The sequence below is a fragment of the Streptomyces lateritius genome (assembly GCF_014649715.1).
Taxonomy (GTDB): Bacteria; Actinomycetota; Actinomycetes; order Streptomycetales; family Streptomycetaceae; genus Streptomyces; species Streptomyces lateritius.
Window position 1 is genome coordinate 133,693 of record NZ_BMTO01000010.1, and the last position, 19,008, is coordinate 152,700.

Consider the following 19,008-nt stretch of genomic DNA (forward strand, 5'->3'; position numbering starts at 1 on the left):
ATCGCTCACTTGCCGAGGGAGCGCTTCAGTTCCTCTTTGTTCATGGAGGAGCGGCCGTGGATGTCGCGGCGCTTCGCCTCGGCGTACAGCTCGTCGTACGTCTTGCCCTCGGAGCCGCCGCGCGAGCGCTCCCCGCCCCGCTGGGAGGGGGACTTGCCCTGCGTGGAGGACTTGCTCGCGGTCCTCGACTCACCGGAACGCGCACGCTCCTTGTTGACGGTCCGGCCGGCGATCTCCTCGGCCCGCTTCTTGCTCTCGCCGCGGTCGAGCGCGCTCTCCTTGATGTGCTCGTACTGGCGTTCCCGCTTGGGGCTGGATCCACGAGGCATGATCTGCTCCCTCTCGGTGCTGTGGGGGTGCCGCGGAGCGGCGGCGCCGGCCGCTCACTCCTCCTTGTTGTCGCGTCGGTCGCGTCGGATACGGGGACGGTGGCTCGTGTCGCAGAAGGGGTACCGCAGGCTGCGACGGCACATGCAGAGCGCCACCGTGGGGCGGTCGCATCGCTCCACGGTCCCGTCGGGCATGACGATCTCGACGGGGCCCTCGACCAACAGGGGGCCTCCCCGCACGGGGGTGATGCGCGTCGTGCCGGCGCGGGTGACCGGTTCGCGGCCCCGTGGCTCATGGCCCTCGTGGCACTCCCGGCCCTCGTGGCACTCCTGCGTCTCGTCTGCCGACTGCTGTGTAGCCATCGTTCACCACCCGATCCGCGCGGCTCCGTCATCACGGCTCGTGCCCGCTCTCTCCTCGGGCATGCGGACGTCCCGGTCCCACGTGCCCGAGGCGTTCGCGTCCGTGCCGCCGTGGGTGGCACGGATGACGACCAGTTCTTCGGTACGCCGCCCCGAAGGAACCAGGCCTCGCTGCTCGAACCACCGCGCCCGCGCGCTCATCACCGGTCCGAAGGGCTGGCTCCGGCGACGGACCACCTCGGCGTTCAGCCCGGAACGGTGGAGCGCCTCCAGGCTCGCGTCCGTACCGGAGAGGGAGGACTGGACGAGCAGCAGCACCCCGTCGGGGTTGAGCAGCTGCGGTGCCTGACGGCAGATGCGGTCGATGAGAAGCCGCCCGTCGAGCCCGGCGTCCCACGCCCTGCGCGCCCCGCGCGCGGGCAGGTCGGGGTCCTCGGCCGGTACATAGGGCGGATTGGCGGTGACCAGGTCGAAGCGCTCGCCGGCCACCGGCTCGCTCAGGTCGCCCCTGAGCAAACGCACCCGTCGGGCGTGCAGGCGCGCGTTGAGCCATGCCGTCGCGACCGCTCTCCGCGAGACGTCGACGGCGGTGGCGTCCATGCCCCGGCGGGCGGCCGCGATGGCGAGGATCCCCGTGCCGGTACACAGGTCCAGCGCTCGCGCCCCCGGGCGCAGGTCCTCCGCGTCCAGGATCTCCATCAACAGCTTCGTGTCCCCCTGCGGGGCATACACCCCCGGCGGCTTGATCACTCTCATGAGCGGCGGATGCCCACCTCGCCGGATTCCACGCCAGCCCGTTCGCCCCCCGGTGTTTCAGGAGGACAGCAGGTCGAGGACCGCTCGCTCCACCGCGCCCTGCGTCGCCGGACGGCCGAAGGTGCCGTGTTCCCCGAGCCGGTCGAGGGCGGGGGCCACGGTGACGCCCTCCTCGAAGAGTTCGAAGACGCGGGGATCGATGTACGAGGCACGGCACACCGCCGGGGTTTTCCCCAGGTACCGGCTGACCTCCTTCACCGTTCGCGCCTCGGCGCGTCGGGTGCCGGACCGCTCCTTGTGCACCTCGCCCGTGGTGACGGCGAGCGCGACGGCGGCTGACCGCCGCTTCGCTCGACTGGTGCCCTGAGGTGTGCCGCTCATACCTGGTGCGGCCCCGGCGGGCCTGCGGGCCGTGCCTGGTGACCCGGGTGGCCTCGGGGGTGCATGCCAGGTACCGGATGCTCCCGGGGGCATGCCTGGCGACCGGACCCTCCCGCCGGGTGGGCCGGGCGCGGACCTGACCGGGACGGCGGGTCCGGCCGGGTGAGCCGGGTGCCCATGCCTTCGGCTCGGGCGGTCCCGCCGGGGCCGGGCGAACCCTGTCCGCCCGGGCGCGGTCCCGCCTCGCGGCCCCGGTGCGAACCCCGGTACGCCGGGCGATCCCAGCCGGTGGGCCCAGGCGTGCGCCCGGGCGGGGATGCGTGGGGCGCCCACGCATCCCCGTTCGTTTTCCGGGCATCTGCCCCGCATGAATCGGATCCCTGACACCAGCGGCTCCCACTGGATGCGCACGGCGGCGATCCCCGCGTACCCCCCACTCCTCGACGGCGACGAGGCGGATGCCGACGTCGCCGTGATCGGCGCGGGCATCGCCGGACTCAGCGTCGCCTGGGAGCTCTCCCGGGCCGGCCGGACGGTGGTCCTCCTGGAGGCCGACCGGGTGGCCGGCGGGGTCACCGGCCACACCACCGGAAAGCTGAGCGCCCTGCACACCACCGTCTACGACGGCCTCCGCTCCTCGCACGGCCCCGACGCCGCACGCGTCTACGCCCAGTCCCAGATGGCGGCGGTTCGGCACGTGGGCGAGGTTGCCGCCGAACTGGGTGTCGACTGCGAGCTGGAGCATCGGCCCGCCCTCACCTACTGCGAGGACCCGGAGGGAACCGACGCGCTGCGCGCCGAGGCGGAGGCCGCGAAGGAAGCCGGTCTCGACGCCTCCTTCGTCACCGAGACGGACCTGCCGTACCCGGTCGCCGGAGCGGTCCGCGTCGAGGACCAGGCACAGTTCCATCCGCGGAAGTACCTGCGCGCGCTCGCCGCCGACCTGGTGGTTCGCGGCGGTCGTATCCACGAGCAGACCCGGGTGACCGGGCTCGACGAGGGCGAGCCCTGCCGCCTGACCACGGCTTCGGGCGCCACCGTCACGGCCCGGGCCGTCGTCGTCGCCACTCACCACCCCGTCTTCGACCGCGGCCTGTTGGCCGCCCGCCTCACCCAGCACCGCGACCTGGTGGTGGCCGGTCCACTGCCCGCCGACCGGGATCCGCAGGGCATGTACATCACCCGGGAGGGGGGCAAGCGCTCGGTGCGCACGGCCCCGTACGGCGACGGCAGGCTGCTGATCGTCACCGGTGAGGTCTTCACGCCCGGCACGGAGAGCGACACCGAGGGCCGCTATCAGCGGCTCACCGCGTGGATGCGCGAGCGGTTCCCGGGTGTGACCCCGACCCATCGATGGGCCGCCCAGGACAACGCCGCCACCGACACCGTCCCTCTCATCGGCCCGCTCCACCACGGCGACGACCCCCGCGTCTTCGTGGCGACGGGCTTCGCCGGCTGGGGCATGGCGGGCGGAGTCCTCGCGGGCCGGCTGCTGAGCGGGCTCATCACCGGTCAGGCTCCGCCGGAGTGGGCCCGGCTGTACGACCCCCGCCGCCCGGGATCCGTGCTCCGCACGGCGCCCTCCGTCGCCAAGGCGCAGTGGGACGTCGGCAAGCACTTCGTGAAGGACCGCCTGGACACCGCCCTCGGGCGGGGCCCGGCGGACGCGGTGGAGGACATCGGGCCCGGGGAGGGCGCGGTGGTGCGGGTCGGTGGCCGGGCATGCGCCGTCCACCGCGACGAGTCGGGGCGACTCCACCCACTGTCCGCGGTCTGTACGCACCTCGGCTGCCTCGTCGCGTTCAACCCGGCGGAACGGACGTGGGAGTGCCCCTGTCACGGTTCGCGGTTCGACATCGACGGCGAGGTCCTGCAGGGGCCGGCGCTGCACCCCTTGGAGGCGTACGACCCCGACGACCTCGGGCGTTAGGCCGTGGACGCCCGTGCCTCCATGGACTGCGTGGAGACGGGGCCCGCCGAGAAGGCCCAGGTAGGCACAGGAGAGGGACGAGTGCGAGATGGAGATCCTGACGATGGGGGTGGAGGAGGAGTTCATGCTGGTCGATCCGGTCAGCAGGGCGCCGGTCGACCGGGCGCCCACGGTGATCGGTTCGGCCGCGGCCGAGCTCGGAGGCCAGGTGCAGGCGGAGTTCTTCAACGCCCAGGTCGAGGTCTGCACGCAACCCACCGTCTCCTGCCGGGACCTGCGCGGCGAACTCGCCCGGCTGCGCGGCACCGTGGGCGCGGCCGCCGCCGCGGCCGACTGTCTTCTGGTCGCCTCCGGCACCCCGGTGGTTCCCCGGGAGGAGCCGTTGACGGTGACCGCCACGGCCCGGTACCGCCACATGGCCCGCGCGTACGCCACCTCCTTCAACCGGTACGACGGGCTCGTCTGCGGCTGTCACGTCCACGTCGGGACGCTCGACCGCGCACGTGCCCTGAAACTGGCGAACCACATGCGGCCCTGGCTGCCCGTACTGCAGTCGCTCGCCGGGAATTCGCCCTTCTCCCGCGGCCGGGACTCCGGCTTCGCCAGTCGGCGTTCCGTCGAGTTCGGCCGGTGGCCGACCGCCGGGCCCGCCCCGGTGCTCGACGAGAAGCGGTATCTGGCCCTCGTCACGGACCTGGTGGGCGGCGGCACGCTGCTCGACCGCAAGATGATCTACTGGCACGCCCGGCCCTCCGAGCACGTACCGACGCTGGAGATCCGGATCGCCGACGTCAACGCCGACCTCGACATGGTCGTCCTGCTCGCCGCCCTCGTCCGCGGACTCGCGGTGACGTTGCTCGACGACGTGGACGCGGACGTCCCGCCGCCCGACGTGCCCCTGGGGCGTCTGCTCGCGGCACACGCACACGCCGCGTCGCTCGGCATGTCGGGCGAGGGCCTCGACCCGGAGAGCGGAGAGCCGCGCCCGGCCCGCGACCTGGTGGAGCGGCTGCTCCACAGGGCCGCTCCCGGCCTCGAGACGGCGGGCGACGCGGCGTTGGTGGACGGGCTGTGGCGGACCGTGCGGCGGGGCGGCAACGGCGCCGTCCGGCAACGCGCGATCCACGAACGTCACGGCAGGCTGAGTGACGTGGTGGACGCGCTCGCCGCCATCACCGCCGCCGCCTGACAGACCGCGGCGTGGATCCTCGGCATCTACCCGGCTCTCGCGCGACGACGGACGCCGGCGCTGCGGCTCTCCCATCCGCGCCGCGCCCACGAGACGACCAGGCGCCCGATTCCCACGCCGGCGCGGCGCTCCTGGACAGGCGCGGCGCTCCTGGACAGGGTGGCCGCCGACGTGTGCGTCGTCTCCATCGACTTCATGCAGTACCCGGAGTCGTACTACTTCCTACCTGCCCGAGCGCCTCGGCCCGCTCGGCGAGCGCGTCGGCGGGGAGCTCCGCGAGCGGCGGGGCGAAGCGCCCTCCTTCGTCGCCTTCGAGGGCTGGGACACCGTCACCGTCCTCGCCGAGGTGCTGCGTTCCCACGGCACGAACCGGGCGGCCGTCGCCGAGTCATGGCCGCGCACGGCGGTCGAGGTACCCGCGGCCACGATCCGGTTCTCCCGCCCGCCGGGAAACAGCGTGTGGCAATGGGCTTGGTCTCCGATCCAGGTCGTCGACCGGGACCGGCGGAACCCGATCACTTCCGAATCCTCCTCACCGGATGAGAGGACGCAGAGGTCCGGCTGCCTCCTTCGCACAGCCGCCCCCGGGTCCCCCCAGCAGGCGCAGGGCCCCCTACGTCCGCACGCGCTCGGAGCCGGTCGGCGAGGGCTGTGTGGCCGTTGCCGGCTTCTGGGCCGACGGGTGCAGGTGGTAGATGGCGAAGGCCTTGCCGATGACGGGCTGGGCGACGTTTCGGACGCGGACGCCGCCAGGGGTCACGCCGTGCTCGGCGCCGAGGTGGGCGTGGCCGTGCACCGCCAGGTCCGCGCCGGCCTCGTCCATCGCCTCGGCCAGCAGGTAGCTCCCCAGGAAGGGGAAGATCTCCAGCGGCTCCCCGGCCAGCGTGTCCGGGACCGGCGAGAAGTGGGTCAGCGCGATCCGGGTCGTGCACTCCCTGTCGGCGAGCTCCCGCAGCGCGCGCTCCAGGCCCTGCGCGCAGTCCCGGCTGTGCCGGACGAACGCCTTCATCACGGGTTCGCCGAACTCACCGGCGCTGCGCCCCGGGAATCCTCCGCCGAATCCCTTGGTCCCGGCGATGCCGAGCCGGGTGCCCTGTACGGGGATGACGACAGAGCTGCCTTCCAGGACCTCCACCCCGGCGTCACCGAGGACCTCCGTGATGGCGTGCTGGGCGTCGTCGTGGTAGTCGTGGTTGCCGAGGACGGCGACGACGGGAACGGGCAGCCCCTCGACCTCCTCCGCCACCACGCGGGCCTCCGCGACGGTGCCGTGGCGGGTGAGATCACCCGCCAGGAGGAGGACGTCGGCTGACTCGCCGAGCGTGTCGAAGGCCGGCCTCAGTACTCCCCGGCTGTCCTCGCCGAGATGGATGTCGCCGACGGCCGCGACTCGGATCATGGCAGGTCCTCCGCCCGGTCGGGTTGTGCGTGGCCCGCCACGACGACGTCGGCGTGGATGGCGAGCCCCGCGAGTTCGGTGCGCGCGAGATCGAGCACCCGGTCCCGGTAGGCGGCGCTCGGGACGCTCCCCCGGATCAGTACGGAGGCCCCGCGCAGCTCCACGAGCAGGCCGAGTTCGGCCAGTTCGCCACCCGCGAGCCGGTCTCTGAAGTGCTCGATGCGGTATTCGGTCGGCTCGGGTGTGTTCATGGGGCCGTCCTTCCGGTCGGACGTCGATCCACCACGGGCTCGGGCTCTGCAACGACTACCCCTGCGAGCCCGGCTCATTCACCGCACGATGTGACATGGGTACTGTCGAGTCACATCCGGCGGGACACGCGGTGCGGCACGCGTGCGGCCGGAGGGAGACGGAGGGCCTCATGGCGGTGGACGAGCTCGACACCCGCATCCTGCGGCTGCTGATCGAGCAGCCGCGCACCAGCGTGCGCGAGTACGCGCGGATCCTGGGGGTGGCCCGCGGCACCGTGCAGGCCCGTATCGACCGGCTGGAGCGGGACGGGGTGATCACCGCCACCGGTCCGGTCCTCTCCCCCGCCGCGCTCGGGCATCCGGTGCTCGCGTTCGTGCACATCGAGGTCACACAGGGGCATCTCGACGAGGTCGGCGACGCGCTCGCGGCAGTGCCGGAGATCGTCGAGGCGTTCTCGATCACCGGCGGCGGGGATCTGCTGACGCGGGTGGTGGCCCGCGACAACGGTCATCTGGAGGACGTCATCCAACGCTTGATCCAGCTACCGGGCGTGGTCCGCACCCGTACGGAGATGGCCCTGCGCGAGAGGGTCGCGCACCGGCTGCTGCCCCTTGTGGAGTCGGTGGGCCGCGCCTCGTCCCGGGCGCTTGATCCCGCCCGGCGACGCTTCCCCCGAGACGCGTCACGGGCGGGAAACCGCGCGTGACGGTGGGTGAGTGTGTGTCAGAGTACGGCTGATCCGCCCGCCGACCTGGAGTATTCGATGGCCGTACCGCCCCGCCTGGCCCCACTCTTGGAGCAGTTCGACTTCGCCCGGGAGCGGCTGACGCACCGGATGGCGGGGCCGTTCGTGGACAGCGGCAACGGCACGGACGTCGGCGTGGTGCCGATGACCGACGAGGAGTATCTCTGGGAGCCCGTTCCCGGCTGCTGGTCGGTACGCCGCCGCACGGACGGGCCGGGCCCGCGGGCGACCCTCCTGACGGGCACCGGCGAGTGGGGGCGCGACGCCGCTCCCGCGCCGCACCCGGTTCCACCGCCGTTCACGACCATCGCCTGGAGGCTGAGCCACCTCGGCGAGCTGCTCGCGCTCCGCGCGGACCACACGAACGGCAGTCACGCCCTCACCCGTGACGACTACGCCGTCAGCGGGGACGCCGCCTCGGCGATCAAAGCCTTCGACACGGGTGCCGGAGCCTGGCGCGAGGCTCTGCTGACCGCGGACGACGCGGCGCTCGACACCGTGGGCCACAGCACGTACCCGCACGGCAGCGATCCGGAGGACCCGTTCCTCGACACCGTCTGGTGGGTCAACCAGGAACTGCTGCACCACGGGGCGGAGATCGCCCTGCTCCGCGACCTCTACCGGTACCGGGCTTCCCACCGGCCCTCGTGACGCGCGGGGCGTCGAACCCTCGCGCCGCCCGGCACACCGTGGGATCATTGTACGAAGCGACATAAGCCGTGTCTGAGACAGATCGAGAAGGCGCCATGTCCGCCATCAAAGAAACCATCGACATCTCGCGCAGCCCCTCAGAGGTCTTCACCTACGTGACCGACCCCACCCATCTGCCGGAATGGCAGGAGAGCGCCGTCTCGGTCCGTCCGTTGAGCGACGCACCCATGACCGTCGGATCGAAGGTCGCCGTCACGCGGCGGATGGGGCGGCGGGAGATCTCCTCGACGATGCAGGTCATCGACATGGATCCGCCGAGGAGTTGGCACATGCACGGCATCGACGGTCCCGTGCGCGGTGACGTCCACGGCACGATCGAGCCGCTCGGCGACGGCGAGCGCTCACGTCTGACGCTCTCCGTCGACTTCGAGGGCCATGGCATCGGCAAGATGCTCGTCCCCTTCGTCGTCCGCCCGTTCGTGAAGAAGGAGATGCCGAGGAACGAACGGACCCTCAAGGGAATCCTGGAAGGGGGGTCCACCATCTGACCCGCTGGTGGTCGCGTGGATCATGTGTGCCATGACGATCACCTCTCGACGCGGTCTGCTCGCCGCCATCGCGGCGTCCGCCGCCGCCCTCCCGCTCGGCGGGCTCAGCGGTACGCCCGCCCGGGCCGCCGTCGCGGCCGCGGACGTCGCCGTGCCGGTGCCGCAGTTCCCGCCCGTCCCGGGCACGCCCGGGACGGTCTCCTCCGTGACGACGGCCCCGCTCGACGGGTCGTTCTTCAGCCGGGTGTCGCTGGGCGCACTGACCGTCGGCGTCCTGCCGGGGACCCCGGAACGGACCGAGGTGACCAGTGCCGGCAGCCGCGTCGCGCTGCTGACGAAGGGCGCCCGTACGGTCCTGATGCCTGGCCCGACACGCACCTTTCGCGAGAACAAGCGGCTCTTCCACGACGACTTCGTACGCACCCTCCCGAACCGCCTCCTGCCCGACCCGGAGCAGTGGGAGTGGGGCTGGGGTTCGTCGCGCGGCGGTGGCTCGTGGAGCGAGGTCAACGGCGCCGCCACGGACTACGAAGTGACCGCCGAGGGCACCGGTACCGGCATCATCAGCCTGACCAGCTCGAACGTCAGCCGTCATGTCACCGTTCGGGACGACGAGATCACGAACGTCGACGTCCGTACGACGGCCCGTTTCGACAAGGCGCCCGCGGGCGCGGCGTACTCCTTCGCGCTCTCCTTCGGATACCAGGACAGCGACAACAGCTACCGGGCCCGGCTCCACTTCACCCCTCAGGGCGCCGTCGAGCTGCGCCTCGAGAAGGAAAAGGCCAACGCCGTCACCGCGCTGGTCCCGTCCGTCACGCTCACCACCGCGGCCCCGGCCGGCAGCGCCTGGACGATCCGTGTACGCCGGGAAGGAAGCCGCATGCAGGCCAAGGCCTGGCGCGCGGACGCCGCGGAGCCGGCCCCGTGGACGGCCGAGGCCACCGACACCGAGCCCGCCTTCGTCAAGGGGCGTGTCGGCGTCCGCGCCATCGCGTCGACCGGTACGGCCAACCTGCCGGTCCGGCTCCTGGTGGACAACTTCTCGGTGGGCGCCGCCACCTGGGCGCAGCCGCCGACCGTGACCCATGGAGACTGGGTGCGGGTCCTGCCCGAGCCGTTCGACGGGAGCTGGACGCCCGAGCTCGAGCAGCGGATCCGATCCTGGGCGGGCTCGACGGAGCCGGACGTCCTCGCGTACGCGGCGATGTTCCTGCCCGGAGCGTCCGACGTGCTGAGTGGGGCGGGCCCGGCGGCGGGCAAGCGCGTGCTGGGCAAGGCCGGGTACGGGAACCCCGACGCGCAGGGCTACCTGAAGGAGGGTTCCGACTTCCACGACTACATGGGTCTCGCGTGGACCTTCCCCACCAAGACCGTCGCGGCCGAGGCGCCGGCCGGCAACCTCGACTGCTCGGGCTACGTTCGGATGGTCTACGGCTTCCACATGGGCGTGCCGATGGCGGCCTACGACGACTCCTCCGGCACCCGCCTGCCGCGCACCTCCCGGCAGATGGTCGATCACTCCCCCGGCGTACGGGTCGCCCAGGCCACGCTTCCCCCGGCGACGTTCGCGCCGCCCGCCGCGCCGCTGCTCCAGCCCGGTGACCTCGTGCTCTTCAACGCGGACCTCACCGACGACACGCCGGACGACCCGGTGACCCCCCAGGACGAGCGGTTCCTCGTCGTCGACCACGTCGGGATCTACCTCGGCGTGGACTCCCGGGGTGCGCGCCGGTTCCTCTCCAGCCGCAAGACGTGCGACGGCCCCACGATGGCGGACCTGGCGGGCGCCTCGACGTTGGACGGCACGGGGACGTACGCGAAGAACCTCCACACCGTCCACCGCATCTGACGGGACTCGGCCGCCCGGCCGCACGGGACGGGCGGCCGCATCACGCCCCTGGACCGCAACGGTCCCGGACATGCAGTCCCCGGCACTCCGTCTCCGTCCTCGGGGTTCCCAGCCGTCGCTGAGAACGCGGAGTCCGGGCGGATGCGCCGGGGGCCTGGCCAGAGCCAGCGAGTGGGTCACGCGAGTCGGCGAACGTCTTCACCGACGGGTGCGGCTCGCTCTGGTTTTCTGGTGTATTTAGGATTTTTCTCCTTATTCGCCCTGAGTCAAGAGGGTACGGAGGGTCCGTCCGCCGAGACCGGTCTCTCGAAGAAGGTCTCCAGCACCACCGTCGCCTGGGTCCCGCTGACCCCGTCGATCGCGTACAGCCGCCGCAGCACGTCCTGGAGCCCCTCCGTGGTGGCGGTGCGCACCTTCACGAGGACCGAGGCGCTGCCCGCAATGACGTGCGCCTCCTGGATCTCGGGAAGGGCGGCGAAGGCCGCGGCCGAATCCCCCATCCAGGCCGAGGAGTCGACCATGACGTAGGCGAGCACCCCCCGTCCGAGTGCGACCGGATCGACGTCCACGGTCGTGCGGCGGATGACACCGCGCTCGCGCAGCTTCCTCACCCGCTCGTGCGCCGCGCCCGCCGACAGGCCGACCGCCCTGCCCAGCGCCGCGTACGCCTGGGTGGCGTCGCGCTGGAGCTCCGCGATCAGCACTCGGTCGACGTCGTCCACAATCCCCTCCACCATTCCCATACCGAAACCATATACCGTCCTGTCATACTCAGATCATTCCGAATGTCATTCAGACAGCAAGGGACAGGGGTGGCTCATGCCCGGCGAGATCGTCGATGACCGGTACGAGATTCTGGACGAGCGTTTCCGCACCGGGCGGTGTGCCAACGGCGACGTCCGTCTGGAGCGGCTCCACTCCGACTGCCGCTGGGCCGAAGGCCCGCTCTACCTGCCCGCCTGGCGGCAGCTGATCTGGAGCGACATCCCCAACGACCGGCTGCTGCGCTGGGACGAGACGACCGGCGCGATCGGTGTCTTCCGCTCCCCCGCCGGGCACGTCAACGGCAACACGCTCGACCGTGAGGGCCGGCTGGTCAGCTGTGAACAGGGCAACCGCCGGGTCACCCGCACCGAGCACGACGGCCGCGTCACCGTCCTGGCCGACCGCTTCGAGGGCAAGCGGCTCAACAGCCCGAACGACGCCGTCGTACGCTCCGACGGCTCGGTCTGGTTCACCGACCCGGACTTCGGCATCACCAGCGACTACGAGGGCCACCGCGCCGAGAGCGAGCTCGGCGGCTGCGACGTCTACCGGATCGACCCGGTGACGGCGGAGGTCCGCCGGGTCGCCGACGGCTTCGGCGGCCCGAACGGCATCGTCTTCTCCCCCGACGAGCGGCAGTTGTACGTCGCCGACAGCCGCGCACGTCACATCCGCGTCTTCGACGTGCGCGAGGACGGCACCCTCTCCGACGGCAAGGTCTTCGCCGAGCGCGCCGACGGCGGCTTCGACAACATCCGCTTCGACGACGACGGGCGGCTGTGGGCGGCCGCGCTCCACGACGGCGTGCACTGCTACGACCCGGACGGCACGCTGATCGGCCGGCTGCTCGTGCCCGAACCCGTCTCCAACATCGCCTTCGGCGGACCCAAGAACAACCGCCTGTTCATCACGGCCACGACCTCGCTCTACTCCCTGGTGATGAGCGTGACGGGGCTCCCCCGGGTGCGGTGACCCGGGAGAGGGTGGAGGGTGTCGCGTCAGGACCCCCAGGCCTCGAACTCGTAGATCCGGGCGGCCGGATCGGTGGTCTGCGTGGGGGCGGTGATCTCCAGGCGTACGTGGCGTGCGGTGGCGGTCACCGGGTGCGTCGTGGTGGCCGCCGTGTTGCCCGAGACCGTCACGGCCGTGGTCCAGGGGTCGGCGGTGGAGCCGCGGACCTTCACGGTGAAGTCGCGGGTGTTCCAGGACGCGCTCTCGCCGCCCGCGGCCGCGTGCCGCACCGTGAAGCGGCTCAAGGAGCGGGCCGCGCCGAGGTCGACCTCCAGCCACTTGGCGGAGGTGGTGGTGCACCACTTGTCGCCGTTGCCGCCGGAGACGGAGCCGTTGACCGCCTTGGCCGGGGTCTCGGAGGCGTTGCACTGGCCGGACGCGGTCGCGGGGCGGTTCAGGGCGAGGTTCGACTCGGTCGCGGTGGACCAGGCGACCGTGGTGGTGGCGGCCGGGGAGCGGCCGTACTCAGCGGAGACGGCCTCGACGTCGAGCGTCGTGGTGGTCTCCGTACCGACGCGGTCGAGCTGCGGGACGAAGTAGGCGTCGTTCGGGGTGGCGCCGAGGAAGATCCGGGTGCCGTCGGCGTTGCGCCGGTACACCTCGTAGTGGTGGACCGGTCCGGGGGCGGACGCCGTCCAGGCAAGGCGCAGCGACTTGCGGGTCGGGCTCACGTCGGTGACGCCGAGGACGGTGACGCCGGTCGGCGCGGCCGCCGTGTCCACCGCGCCGTCGAAGACGGCGATCTGCCCCACCCGCACGTCGTAGGACGGCACGGAGCCGGCGGCCTGGAGGCCGATCTGCGCGATGGTCCGGCCGCTGAAGGCGGCGAGGTCCAGGGTCTTGCGCTCCCAGCCGGTGGAGGCGGTGGAACCCAGGTCGAGGGCGGTGAAGGAGGTCGGCGCGTCGGTGAAGGAGACGGCCGCCTTCAGGCCGGTGGGACCGGCTGCCGGGGTCTTCACGACCACGGACAGCTTGGTGTCGGCGGCCACCGGCAGCTTCGTCTGGTAGAGCCGGACGGTGTTGACGGCGTCGAGGGTGCCGGTCAGGCGCAGGGAGGAGCCGCCCTCGTACGCGTCCGCGAAGTCGATCGACGGCGTGAGCTTCGCCCCGTCGGAGCTGACCAGCCAGCGGTAGGTGGGCGGTACGTCCTGGAGCGAGAGGTTGTTCCAGCCGGTCGACGAGACCCGTACGCCCGCCGAGTGGTAGAAGTCGCCCTGCCCGGCGCCGAAGGAGGTGACGAACGGCTTGGCGGTGACGGCGGAGGACTCGGCGACGTGGTGGGCGAGGCCCTTCCAGGCCGAGGTGGTCGTCGTGTTCGACGGGTCGCTGTTGGCGCCGTCCCAGTAGCGCGCCTCGCGGGTGTGGAAGTCGGCCCGGTTCGCGGCGGAGGTGTAGGTCCACTCGGGCCGGTAGATGCCGAGCGAGGTGACGTGCGGCTGCCCGGCGGGGAAGACCGAGCCCCAGGGGACGGAGGTGTTGTAGCCGTTCGCCTCGGTGTCGATGCCGGAGTACAGCTCGTACTCGCCGCGGCCCAGGCTCCGGGCGAGCGTACGGGAGGAGTCGAGGCCCGAGGCGCTCCAGCCGAAGTCCAGGAACATGGAGTCGGAGGTGCGCCGGTCGCCCTCCTGCAGGAAGGAGTCGTTGGCGGAGGTGAGGGCGTCCTGCCAGCTCACCGCGCCGGACTCGGTCATCGCGTCGTACCACATGAACTCGACCGGGCCGAGGGTCCGGGCGTAGCGCATCTCGTTGCGCAGCTCGGTGGCGAGGGCCGCGTCGCCGCCCGCGGTCTCCTGGTTGATGAACCAGCCGTCGAAGCCGTAGTACTGGGCGACCTGCGCCAGCTTGTCGGCGACCGGGTATCTGTTCCCGGACTTCTGGGCGAAGTCTCGCACCCACTGGATCTGCCCGCCGTAGGCGGTGGGCGGAAAGAAGACGGTGCCGTAGACCTTCACGCCGTTGCGGTGGGCCGCGTCGATGACGGTCGCGTTGGGGGCGAGGATGAGGCCCTCACCGGCGGAGCCGCCCCAGAAGACGAGCTTGTCGATGTACTGCCAGTGGCCGAAGGCGTAGTGGTTCGGGTTGGTGGAGCCCTGCGCGGGGTTGTTCGAGGTGGGGCCGAAGGAGACCAGCGAGGCGATCTTCCCCTCGCCCGCACGGGCGTTGGCGTTGGCCTTCAGCGCGGGGTCGGAGACGCGCGGCCGCAGGGGGACGCGGGAGCGGTTGAACCGTGCGTCGGGGTCGGTGGCCGGGTCCCAGGTCAGCAGGGTGTTCGGGTGCCAGTACGAGGCGTATGGCTGGTCGCCCGCCGCCCGGTCGGCGGCGCGCGCCTCGGGGGCCGAGGGGGCGAGGGGGGTGAAGCCGAGCAGCGCGGCGATCAGCGCCGCTATCGGCAGAACGGGCAGGTGTCGTCTCATCCGATACTCCGGTCCAGCGGAAGGGTGGGGGTGCTGGGCGTACGGGAGGTGCGGGTGCGGCGGTACGGGGAGGGCTGCGGCGCGTGTGGTGCCGGCGCCGGCCGTCGTGCGCGAGCCGGGCCGGGCAGGCCGGGCGAGGGCGGACGGGGGCGACCGGCTCGCCCCGGGAGGCTAAACGGCTTTAGTTGCCCGGGTCAAGACCGGGTGGGACGGTGGACTCCCGGACGGTGAGGCGGGGCGTGGGGTTCTTGACGTCGCGCGCCGCCGCCGGGTCGTCGACGACCGCGAGCAGCTCCCGCGCGACCTGCTCGCCGAGGGCGAAGGTGTCGCGGGAGAGCGCGGTGAGGGACGGGTGGACGATCCGGGCGAGCGCGGAGTCGTCGAAGGAGACGACGGACAGTTCGCCGGGGACCGCGACGCCCATCTCGGCGGCCACACCGAGCCCGGCCACCGCCATGACGTCGCTGTCGTAGATGATCGCGGTCGGCCGCTGCGGGCGGGCCAGCAGCGCCCGGGTGGCGGCGGCGCCCTCGGCGTCGCTGAAGTCGGTCGGCAGCGAGACGGCATCGGTGAGGCCGAGGCGCTTCGCGCTGTCCCGTACGGCTCGGATGCGGCGCTGGGTGTGCTGGAACGCCGGGAGTCCCGCGAGGTGGGCGATCCGGCGGTGGCCGAGGGCGGCGAGGTAGTCGACGATCGACACCATCGCCTCGCGGTCGTCCGCCCAGACGCTGGGCAGCCGACCGTGACGACCGGGCCCGCCGATCACGGTCGTGGGCACGCCGAGTTCCTCCAGGACCGGGATCCGCGGGTCGCGCACCTGGAGATCGACCAGGACGAAGCCGTCCACCCGGTGCTCGGAGGTCCAGCGCCGGTAGACCTCGATCTCGGCCGCCGTGTCCTCGACGACGAGCAGGTGGAGCGCGGTGCCGCGGACGGAGAGACCGGCCTGCAGACCGCTCAGCAGCTGGCTGAAGAAGGGTTCGAGGCCGATGGTCCGCGCCGGGCGGGCCAGGACCAGGCCCACCGCGCCGGCCCGGGCTCCGCCGAGGGCGCGCGCGGCGCTGTGCGGGCGCCAGTTCATCTCCTCGGCGACCCGCAGGATCCGCTCCCGGGTCGCCTCGCTGACCCCGGGTCTCCCGTTGAGCGCGAAGGAGACCGCGCCCTTGGACACCCCTGCCCGTCGGGCGATGTCGGCGATCGTCGGTCTGCCCACGCGGCGCCCCTTCCTCTTCACGCTCTCGGGCACGCGCCCGCGCACTCCCTTGACAGCGGAGTCTAGCCGGAGCATAGTCCCCCATCGCTAGACCGGTTTAGTTGCTCTGTCAGCCTCCGTCGGACACCCTCCGTCAGAACAGACCGGGAGACCTCTCACATGCGTACAAGCCACTGGATACGGCTGGCCGTCGCCGCGGTCGCCGCGGCGACGCTCGTCGGCTGCGGCCTCGGCGACCCGAACGGCTCCGGCGGCACGGGCGCCGGCGACGCTTCCGCCGGGGGCGAGGTGAAGGGCAAGGTCTCGCTGCAGACCTGGGCCCTGAAACCCAAGTTCACCGCGTACATGGAGGGCGTGATCGACGCCTTCGAGAAGAAGCACCCCGGCGTCCAGGTGGAGTGGCTCGACCAGCCCGGCGAGGGCTACTCCGAGAAGGTGCTCAGCCAGGCGGCCGGCGGCACCCTGCCCGACGTGGTCAACCTCCCGCCGGACTTCGCGCTGCCGCTGGTGAAGCAGAACATGCTCCTCGACGTGGCGAAGGCCGACCCGAAGCGGGCCTCCGACTACGTCGAGGGCGGCACGGCCGCCTACCGCTTCGCCGGCCAGGACGGTACGTACGGCTACCCGTGGTACCTCAACACCGACGTGAACTACTGGAACGCGACGCTTCTCACCCGCTACGGCCTCGATCCGAAGAAGCCCCCGGCGACCCTGGACGAGCTGATCGCGGCGGCCAGGACCGTCAAGGAGAAGTCCGACGGCTCGGTCTACCTGATGAGCCGCAAGCCGGGCCTCATGGACTTCGCCAACGCCGGGGTGAAGCTCATGTCCGACGACGGCAAGACCTTCACCTTCAACACCCCGGAGGCCGCCGCGCTCCTCGACACCTACCGGGGCGCCTTCAAGGACGGCCTGCTGCCCAAGGACGTGCTGACCGAGAAGTACGCCGGCAACGCCAAGCTGTTCACCTCCGGCACGGTCGCCTGGACGACCGCCGGCGGCAACTACATCACCTCGCTCGCGGCCGACAACCCGAGCCTCGCGCCCCAGGTGGTGTCCTCCCCCGCCATGGGCACCCCGCCGCTGTACGTCCAGGGCCTCTCCGTCTCCGGGGGAACCAAGAACCGGGCCACCGCTCTGGCGCTCGCGCGCTGGGTCACGAACGCCGAGAACCAGGCCGCCTTCGCCCGTCTCACCAGCATCTTCCCCTCGACGAAGGCCTCGGCGTCGGACGCCTTCTTCAGCAAGAGCGACGGCACCAACGCGGGCGACGCCAAGGTCACCGCCTTCAGCTCGCTCGCCGGCGCCAGGATGCTGGAGCCCGTCCAGGCCAACGACGCGATCAAGACGGTGATCAACCAGCAGATCGCCCTCGCCCTCAGCGGCCGGACCAGCTCCAAGGAGGCGCTGGACACGGCGGTCACCCGCTGCAACCAGATGCTGAAGGACTGAAGCGCGAACGGAAGGCTCCCATGACACACCGGCTCACCCACCGGCGCTGGTTCACGCCGTGGCTGCTCGCCGGGCCGGCCGTGGTCTGGCTCGCCGTCTTCAACCTGTGGCCCGCCGTCAACACGGTGATCCTGTCGTTCACCAACGCCAAGCCCCTGGGCGGCGGCCACTTCACCGGCCTCGACAACTACGAACGTGCCCTGAGCGACGAGCAGTTGATCGACGCGCTCGTCAACAGCATCGTCTATCTCCTCGTCTGCCTGCCCCTGCTCACCCTGTTGCCGCTGCTGCTCGCGCTCCTCGTGGAGAAGAAGCTGCCGGGCATCACCTTCTTCCGCACCGCGTTCTACACCCCCGTGGTCGCCTCCGCCGTCGTGGTCGCGCTGATCTGGGGCTGGGTGCTCGACGACCGCGGCCTGGTCAACGGAGTGCTCGGGCAGCTCGGCCTGGCGGATCAGCCGGTCTCCTTCCTCACCGACCGCTGGCTGCTGCTGTTCAGCGCGATCGGACTGACGGTGTGGAAGGGCCTCGGCTACTACATGGTCATCTATCTGTCCGCGCTCGGGAACGTGGCCCGCGAGCTGCACGAGGCCGCCGCCGTCGACGGCGCCTCCGCCGTCCGCCGGTTCTGGCACGTCACCCTGCCCGGCGTCCGGCCCGCGATGATGCTGATCTCGGTCCTGATATCCGTCTCCGCGCTGCGGGTCTTCTCCGAGCTGTACGTCCTGTCCAACGGCACCGGCGGCCCCGGCGGCCGGGACATGTCGGTGGTGATGCTCATCCAGATGTACAGCCGCGGCTTCACCGGGCACATCGGCTACGCCTCCGCCCTGAGCCTGCTCCTCTTCATGATCACCGTCGGCCCGATGCTGCTGCTCGCCCGGCTCAACCGGAAGGCGGCCTGAACCATGCCCGCACGGGGATTCGGCACTCCCACGCCGGCCGGGAAGGCCGCGCGCTATCTGCTCCTCGCCCTGGTGCTGCTGCTCACGATCGGTCCGTTCCTGTGGCAGCTGTCCACCTCGCTCAAGGGCCCCGGCGAGGACGTGTACTCCCGAACGCCGGACTTCCTGCCCGCCGCCCCTACCTTCGCCAACTACACCCAGGTCGCCGACACCATCCCGGTGTGGACCTACGCGGTCAACTCGCTGACCGTGGCGGGGATCGCGGTCGTCGGCAACGGGGTGGGCGCCACCCTCGCCGGATTCGCGCTCTCCCGGCTGAGGTTCCGCGGCGTACGACTGGTCCTCGGCCTCTTCCTGGCCACGCTGGTGCTTCCCGGCGAGGTCACGATCGTCTCGCAGTACGTGACGGTGCGCAGCATGGGTCTGACGGACACACTGCTCGGCGTGGCCCTTCCCGGCGCGATCGCCATGCTCAACGTCCTGCTGATGTACACGGCCTTCCAGGCCGTCCCGCCGGAGCTCGACGCGGCCGCGCTCGTCGACGGTGCCGGTGTCTGGCAGCGCCTGGTCCATGTCGCCCTGCCGAACGTACGGGGCATGCTCAGCGTGGTCGTGATCTTCACCTTCATCGGTGCGTGGGACGACTTCCTGTGGCCGCTGATCGTCCTCAACGACCCCCAGCGGTACACCCTGACCGTCGGGCTCCAGTACCTGAACGGCACGTTCGCCGCCAACCCCCGGCTGATCGCCGCGGGCACGATGATCGCCTTCCTGCCGATCGTCGCCGTCTTCGCCGCCCTCCAGCGCTTCTTCTTCAAGGGCGTCGAGGAAGGCGCCCTCAAGGGATGACCGA

18 protein-coding genes and 2 pseudogenes are annotated in these 19,008 nt (G+C 71.6%); 11 read left to right on the top strand and 9 right to left on the bottom strand.

Annotated features, from left to right (window positions below):
* Positions 1-5: 5 nt before the first annotated feature.
* From IE136_RS21490 to IE136_RS21505, 4 genes and pseudogenes are all read right to left on the bottom strand, one after another.
* Positions 6-329 (bottom strand): plasmid stabilization protein, encoded by a 324-nt coding sequence (locus IE136_RS21490; protein WP_189601141.1) that lies wholly within the window; start codon positions 327-329, stop codon positions 6-8.
* Positions 330-383: 54 nt separating this feature from the next.
* The gene (locus IE136_RS36765) at positions 384-692 is read right to left on the bottom strand and encodes a CDGSH iron-sulfur domain-containing protein (protein ID WP_158984921.1); all 309 of its coding nucleotides are present in this window, start codon (positions 690-692) and stop codon (positions 384-386) included.
* Positions 693-695: 3 nt separating this feature from the next.
* The gene (locus tag IE136_RS21500) at positions 696-1,448 is read right to left on the bottom strand and encodes a HemK2/MTQ2 family protein methyltransferase (protein WP_189601142.1); all 753 of its coding nucleotides are present in this window, start codon (positions 1,446-1,448) and stop codon (positions 696-698) included.
* A gap of 57 nt (positions 1,449-1,505) precedes the next feature.
* A pseudogene (locus IE136_RS21505) lies at positions 1,506-1,784 on the bottom strand (DNA topoisomerase IB); the annotation flags it as partial.
* 412 nt (positions 1,785-2,196) lie between these two features.
* Between IE136_RS21505 and IE136_RS21510 the strand changes: the two are divergent.
* The 3 genes and pseudogenes from IE136_RS21510 to IE136_RS35890 form a co-directional block, all read left to right on the top strand.
* Entirely contained in the window at positions 2,197-3,759 is a 1,563-nt protein-coding gene (locus IE136_RS21510; protein WP_189601143.1) for an FAD-dependent oxidoreductase, read from the top strand.
* A gap of 88 nt (positions 3,760-3,847) precedes the next feature.
* Complete coding sequence (locus IE136_RS21515) at positions 3,848-4,948, top strand: carboxylate-amine ligase (protein ID WP_158984927.1); 1,101 nt, start codon at positions 3,848-3,850, stop codon at positions 4,946-4,948.
* A 223-nt stretch (positions 4,949-5,171) separates the two neighbouring features.
* Positions 5,172-5,491: pseudogene (locus tag IE136_RS35890) on the top strand (ABC transporter substrate-binding protein); the annotation flags it as partial.
* Between the two features lie 70 nt (positions 5,492-5,561).
* Here the strand turns inward: IE136_RS35890 and IE136_RS21520 are convergent.
* Both IE136_RS21520 and IE136_RS21525 read right to left on the bottom strand, forming a co-directional pair.
* Positions 5,562-6,347 (bottom strand): metallophosphoesterase family protein, encoded by a 786-nt coding sequence (locus IE136_RS21520; protein ID WP_189601144.1) that lies wholly within the window; start codon positions 6,345-6,347, stop codon positions 5,562-5,564.
* Positions 6,344-6,598 (bottom strand): hypothetical protein, encoded by a 255-nt coding sequence (locus IE136_RS21525; RefSeq protein WP_158984931.1) that lies wholly within the window; start codon positions 6,596-6,598, stop codon positions 6,344-6,346. The genes IE136_RS21520 and IE136_RS21525 overlap by 4 nt, the downstream gene beginning before the upstream one ends.
* A gap of 170 nt (positions 6,599-6,768) precedes the next feature.
* On the opposite strand from IE136_RS21525, the gene IE136_RS21530 reads away from it, so the two are divergent.
* The 4 genes from IE136_RS21530 to IE136_RS21545 all read left to right on the top strand — a co-directional run bounded on the left by IE136_RS21530 (position 6,769) and on the right by IE136_RS21545 (position 10,395).
* The gene (locus tag IE136_RS21530) at positions 6,769-7,305 is read left to right on the top strand and encodes an Lrp/AsnC family transcriptional regulator (protein WP_189601145.1); all 537 of its coding nucleotides are present in this window, start codon (positions 6,769-6,771) and stop codon (positions 7,303-7,305) included.
* 57 nt (positions 7,306-7,362) lie between these two features.
* The gene (locus tag IE136_RS21535) at positions 7,363-7,995 is read left to right on the top strand and encodes a DinB family protein (RefSeq protein WP_158984935.1); all 633 of its coding nucleotides are present in this window, start codon (positions 7,363-7,365) and stop codon (positions 7,993-7,995) included.
* A gap of 95 nt (positions 7,996-8,090) precedes the next feature.
* A complete protein-coding gene (locus IE136_RS21540; RefSeq protein ID WP_158984937.1) occupies positions 8,091-8,543 on the top strand; it encodes an SRPBCC family protein in 453 nt (150 codons plus the stop codon).
* A gap of 31 nt (positions 8,544-8,574) precedes the next feature.
* A complete protein-coding gene (locus IE136_RS21545) occupies positions 8,575-10,395 on the top strand; it encodes an NlpC/P60 family protein (protein WP_189601146.1) in 1,821 nt (606 codons plus the stop codon).
* Between the two features lie 266 nt (positions 10,396-10,661).
* Here the strand turns inward: IE136_RS21545 and IE136_RS21550 are convergent, their stop codons facing one another.
* The gene (locus IE136_RS21550; protein WP_189601217.1) at positions 10,662-11,117 is read right to left on the bottom strand and encodes an Lrp/AsnC family transcriptional regulator; all 456 of its coding nucleotides are present in this window, start codon (positions 11,115-11,117) and stop codon (positions 10,662-10,664) included.
* Positions 11,118-11,214: 97 nt separating this feature from the next.
* Here IE136_RS21550 and IE136_RS21555 point away from each other — a divergent pair, with 97 nt between their 5' ends.
* Positions 11,215-12,132, top strand: coding sequence for an SMP-30/gluconolactonase/LRE family protein (locus IE136_RS21555; RefSeq protein WP_189601147.1), 918 nt, complete (start codon positions 11,215-11,217; stop codon positions 12,130-12,132).
* 26 nt (positions 12,133-12,158) lie between these two features.
* Here IE136_RS21555 and IE136_RS21560 read toward each other — a convergent pair whose 3' ends face one another.
* Positions 12,159-14,585, bottom strand: coding sequence for an endo-beta-N-acetylglucosaminidase (locus IE136_RS21560; protein WP_189601148.1), 2,427 nt, complete (start codon positions 14,583-14,585; stop codon positions 12,159-12,161).
* A 181-nt stretch (positions 14,586-14,766) separates the two neighbouring features.
* A complete protein-coding gene (locus IE136_RS21565) occupies positions 14,767-15,798 on the bottom strand; it encodes a LacI family DNA-binding transcriptional regulator (RefSeq protein ID WP_189601149.1) in 1,032 nt (343 codons plus the stop codon).
* A 159-nt stretch (positions 15,799-15,957) separates the two neighbouring features.
* Here IE136_RS21565 and IE136_RS21570 point away from each other — a divergent pair, with 159 nt between their 5' ends.
* Genes IE136_RS21570 through IE136_RS21580 form a run of 3 tightly spaced genes read left to right on the top strand, consistent with a single transcriptional unit; the run spans position 15,958 to position 19,004 of the window.
* Positions 15,958-17,250 (top strand): ABC transporter substrate-binding protein, encoded by a 1,293-nt coding sequence (locus IE136_RS21570; protein ID WP_189601150.1) that lies wholly within the window; start codon positions 15,958-15,960, stop codon positions 17,248-17,250.
* Positions 17,251-17,270: 20 nt separating this feature from the next.
* On the top strand, positions 17,271-18,155 hold the full coding sequence (locus IE136_RS21575) for a carbohydrate ABC transporter permease (protein WP_158984947.1): 885 nt from the start codon (positions 17,271-17,273) through the stop codon (positions 18,153-18,155).
* A 3-nt stretch (positions 18,156-18,158) separates the two neighbouring features.
* Positions 18,159-19,004, top strand: a complete 846-nt coding sequence (locus IE136_RS21580; RefSeq protein ID WP_189601151.1) for a carbohydrate ABC transporter permease — start codon at positions 18,159-18,161, stop codon at positions 19,002-19,004.
* The last annotated feature ends 4 nt before the right edge of the window (positions 19,005-19,008 follow it).

Coding starts and splice junctions, on each gene's coding strand:
- IE136_RS21490 (WP_189601141.1), bottom strand. CDS start 329: ATGCCTCGTGGATCCAGCCCCAAGCGGGAACGCCAGTACGAGCACATC.
- IE136_RS36765 (WP_158984921.1), bottom strand. CDS start 692: ATGGCTACACAGCAGTCGGCAGACGAGACGCAGGAGTGCCACGAGGGC.
- IE136_RS21500 (WP_189601142.1), bottom strand. CDS start 1,448: ATGAGAGTGATCAAGCCGCCGGGGGTGTATGCCCCGCAGGGGGACACG.
- IE136_RS21510 (WP_189601143.1), top strand. CDS start 2,197: ATGAATCGGATCCCTGACACCAGCGGCTCCCACTGGATGCGCACGGCG.
- IE136_RS21515 (WP_158984927.1), top strand. CDS start 3,848: ATGGAGATCCTGACGATGGGGGTGGAGGAGGAGTTCATGCTGGTCGAT.
- IE136_RS21520 (WP_189601144.1), bottom strand. CDS start 6,347: ATGATCCGAGTCGCGGCCGTCGGCGACATCCATCTCGGCGAGGACAGC.
- IE136_RS21525 (WP_158984931.1), bottom strand. CDS start 6,598: ATGAACACACCCGAGCCGACCGAATACCGCATCGAGCACTTCAGAGAC.
- IE136_RS21530 (WP_189601145.1), top strand. CDS start 6,769: ATGGCGGTGGACGAGCTCGACACCCGCATCCTGCGGCTGCTGATCGAG.
- IE136_RS21535 (WP_158984935.1), top strand. CDS start 7,363: ATGGCCGTACCGCCCCGCCTGGCCCCACTCTTGGAGCAGTTCGACTTC.
- IE136_RS21540 (WP_158984937.1), top strand. CDS start 8,091: ATGTCCGCCATCAAAGAAACCATCGACATCTCGCGCAGCCCCTCAGAG.
- IE136_RS21545 (WP_189601146.1), top strand. CDS start 8,575: ATGACGATCACCTCTCGACGCGGTCTGCTCGCCGCCATCGCGGCGTCC.
- IE136_RS21555 (WP_189601147.1), top strand. CDS start 11,215: ATGCCCGGCGAGATCGTCGATGACCGGTACGAGATTCTGGACGAGCGT.
- IE136_RS21560 (WP_189601148.1), bottom strand. CDS start 14,585: ATGAGACGACACCTGCCCGTTCTGCCGATAGCGGCGCTGATCGCCGCG.
- IE136_RS21570 (WP_189601150.1), top strand. CDS start 15,958: ATGCGTACAAGCCACTGGATACGGCTGGCCGTCGCCGCGGTCGCCGCG.
- IE136_RS21575 (WP_158984947.1), top strand. CDS start 17,271: ATGACACACCGGCTCACCCACCGGCGCTGGTTCACGCCGTGGCTGCTC.
- IE136_RS21580 (WP_189601151.1), top strand. CDS start 18,159: ATGCCCGCACGGGGATTCGGCACTCCCACGCCGGCCGGGAAGGCCGCG.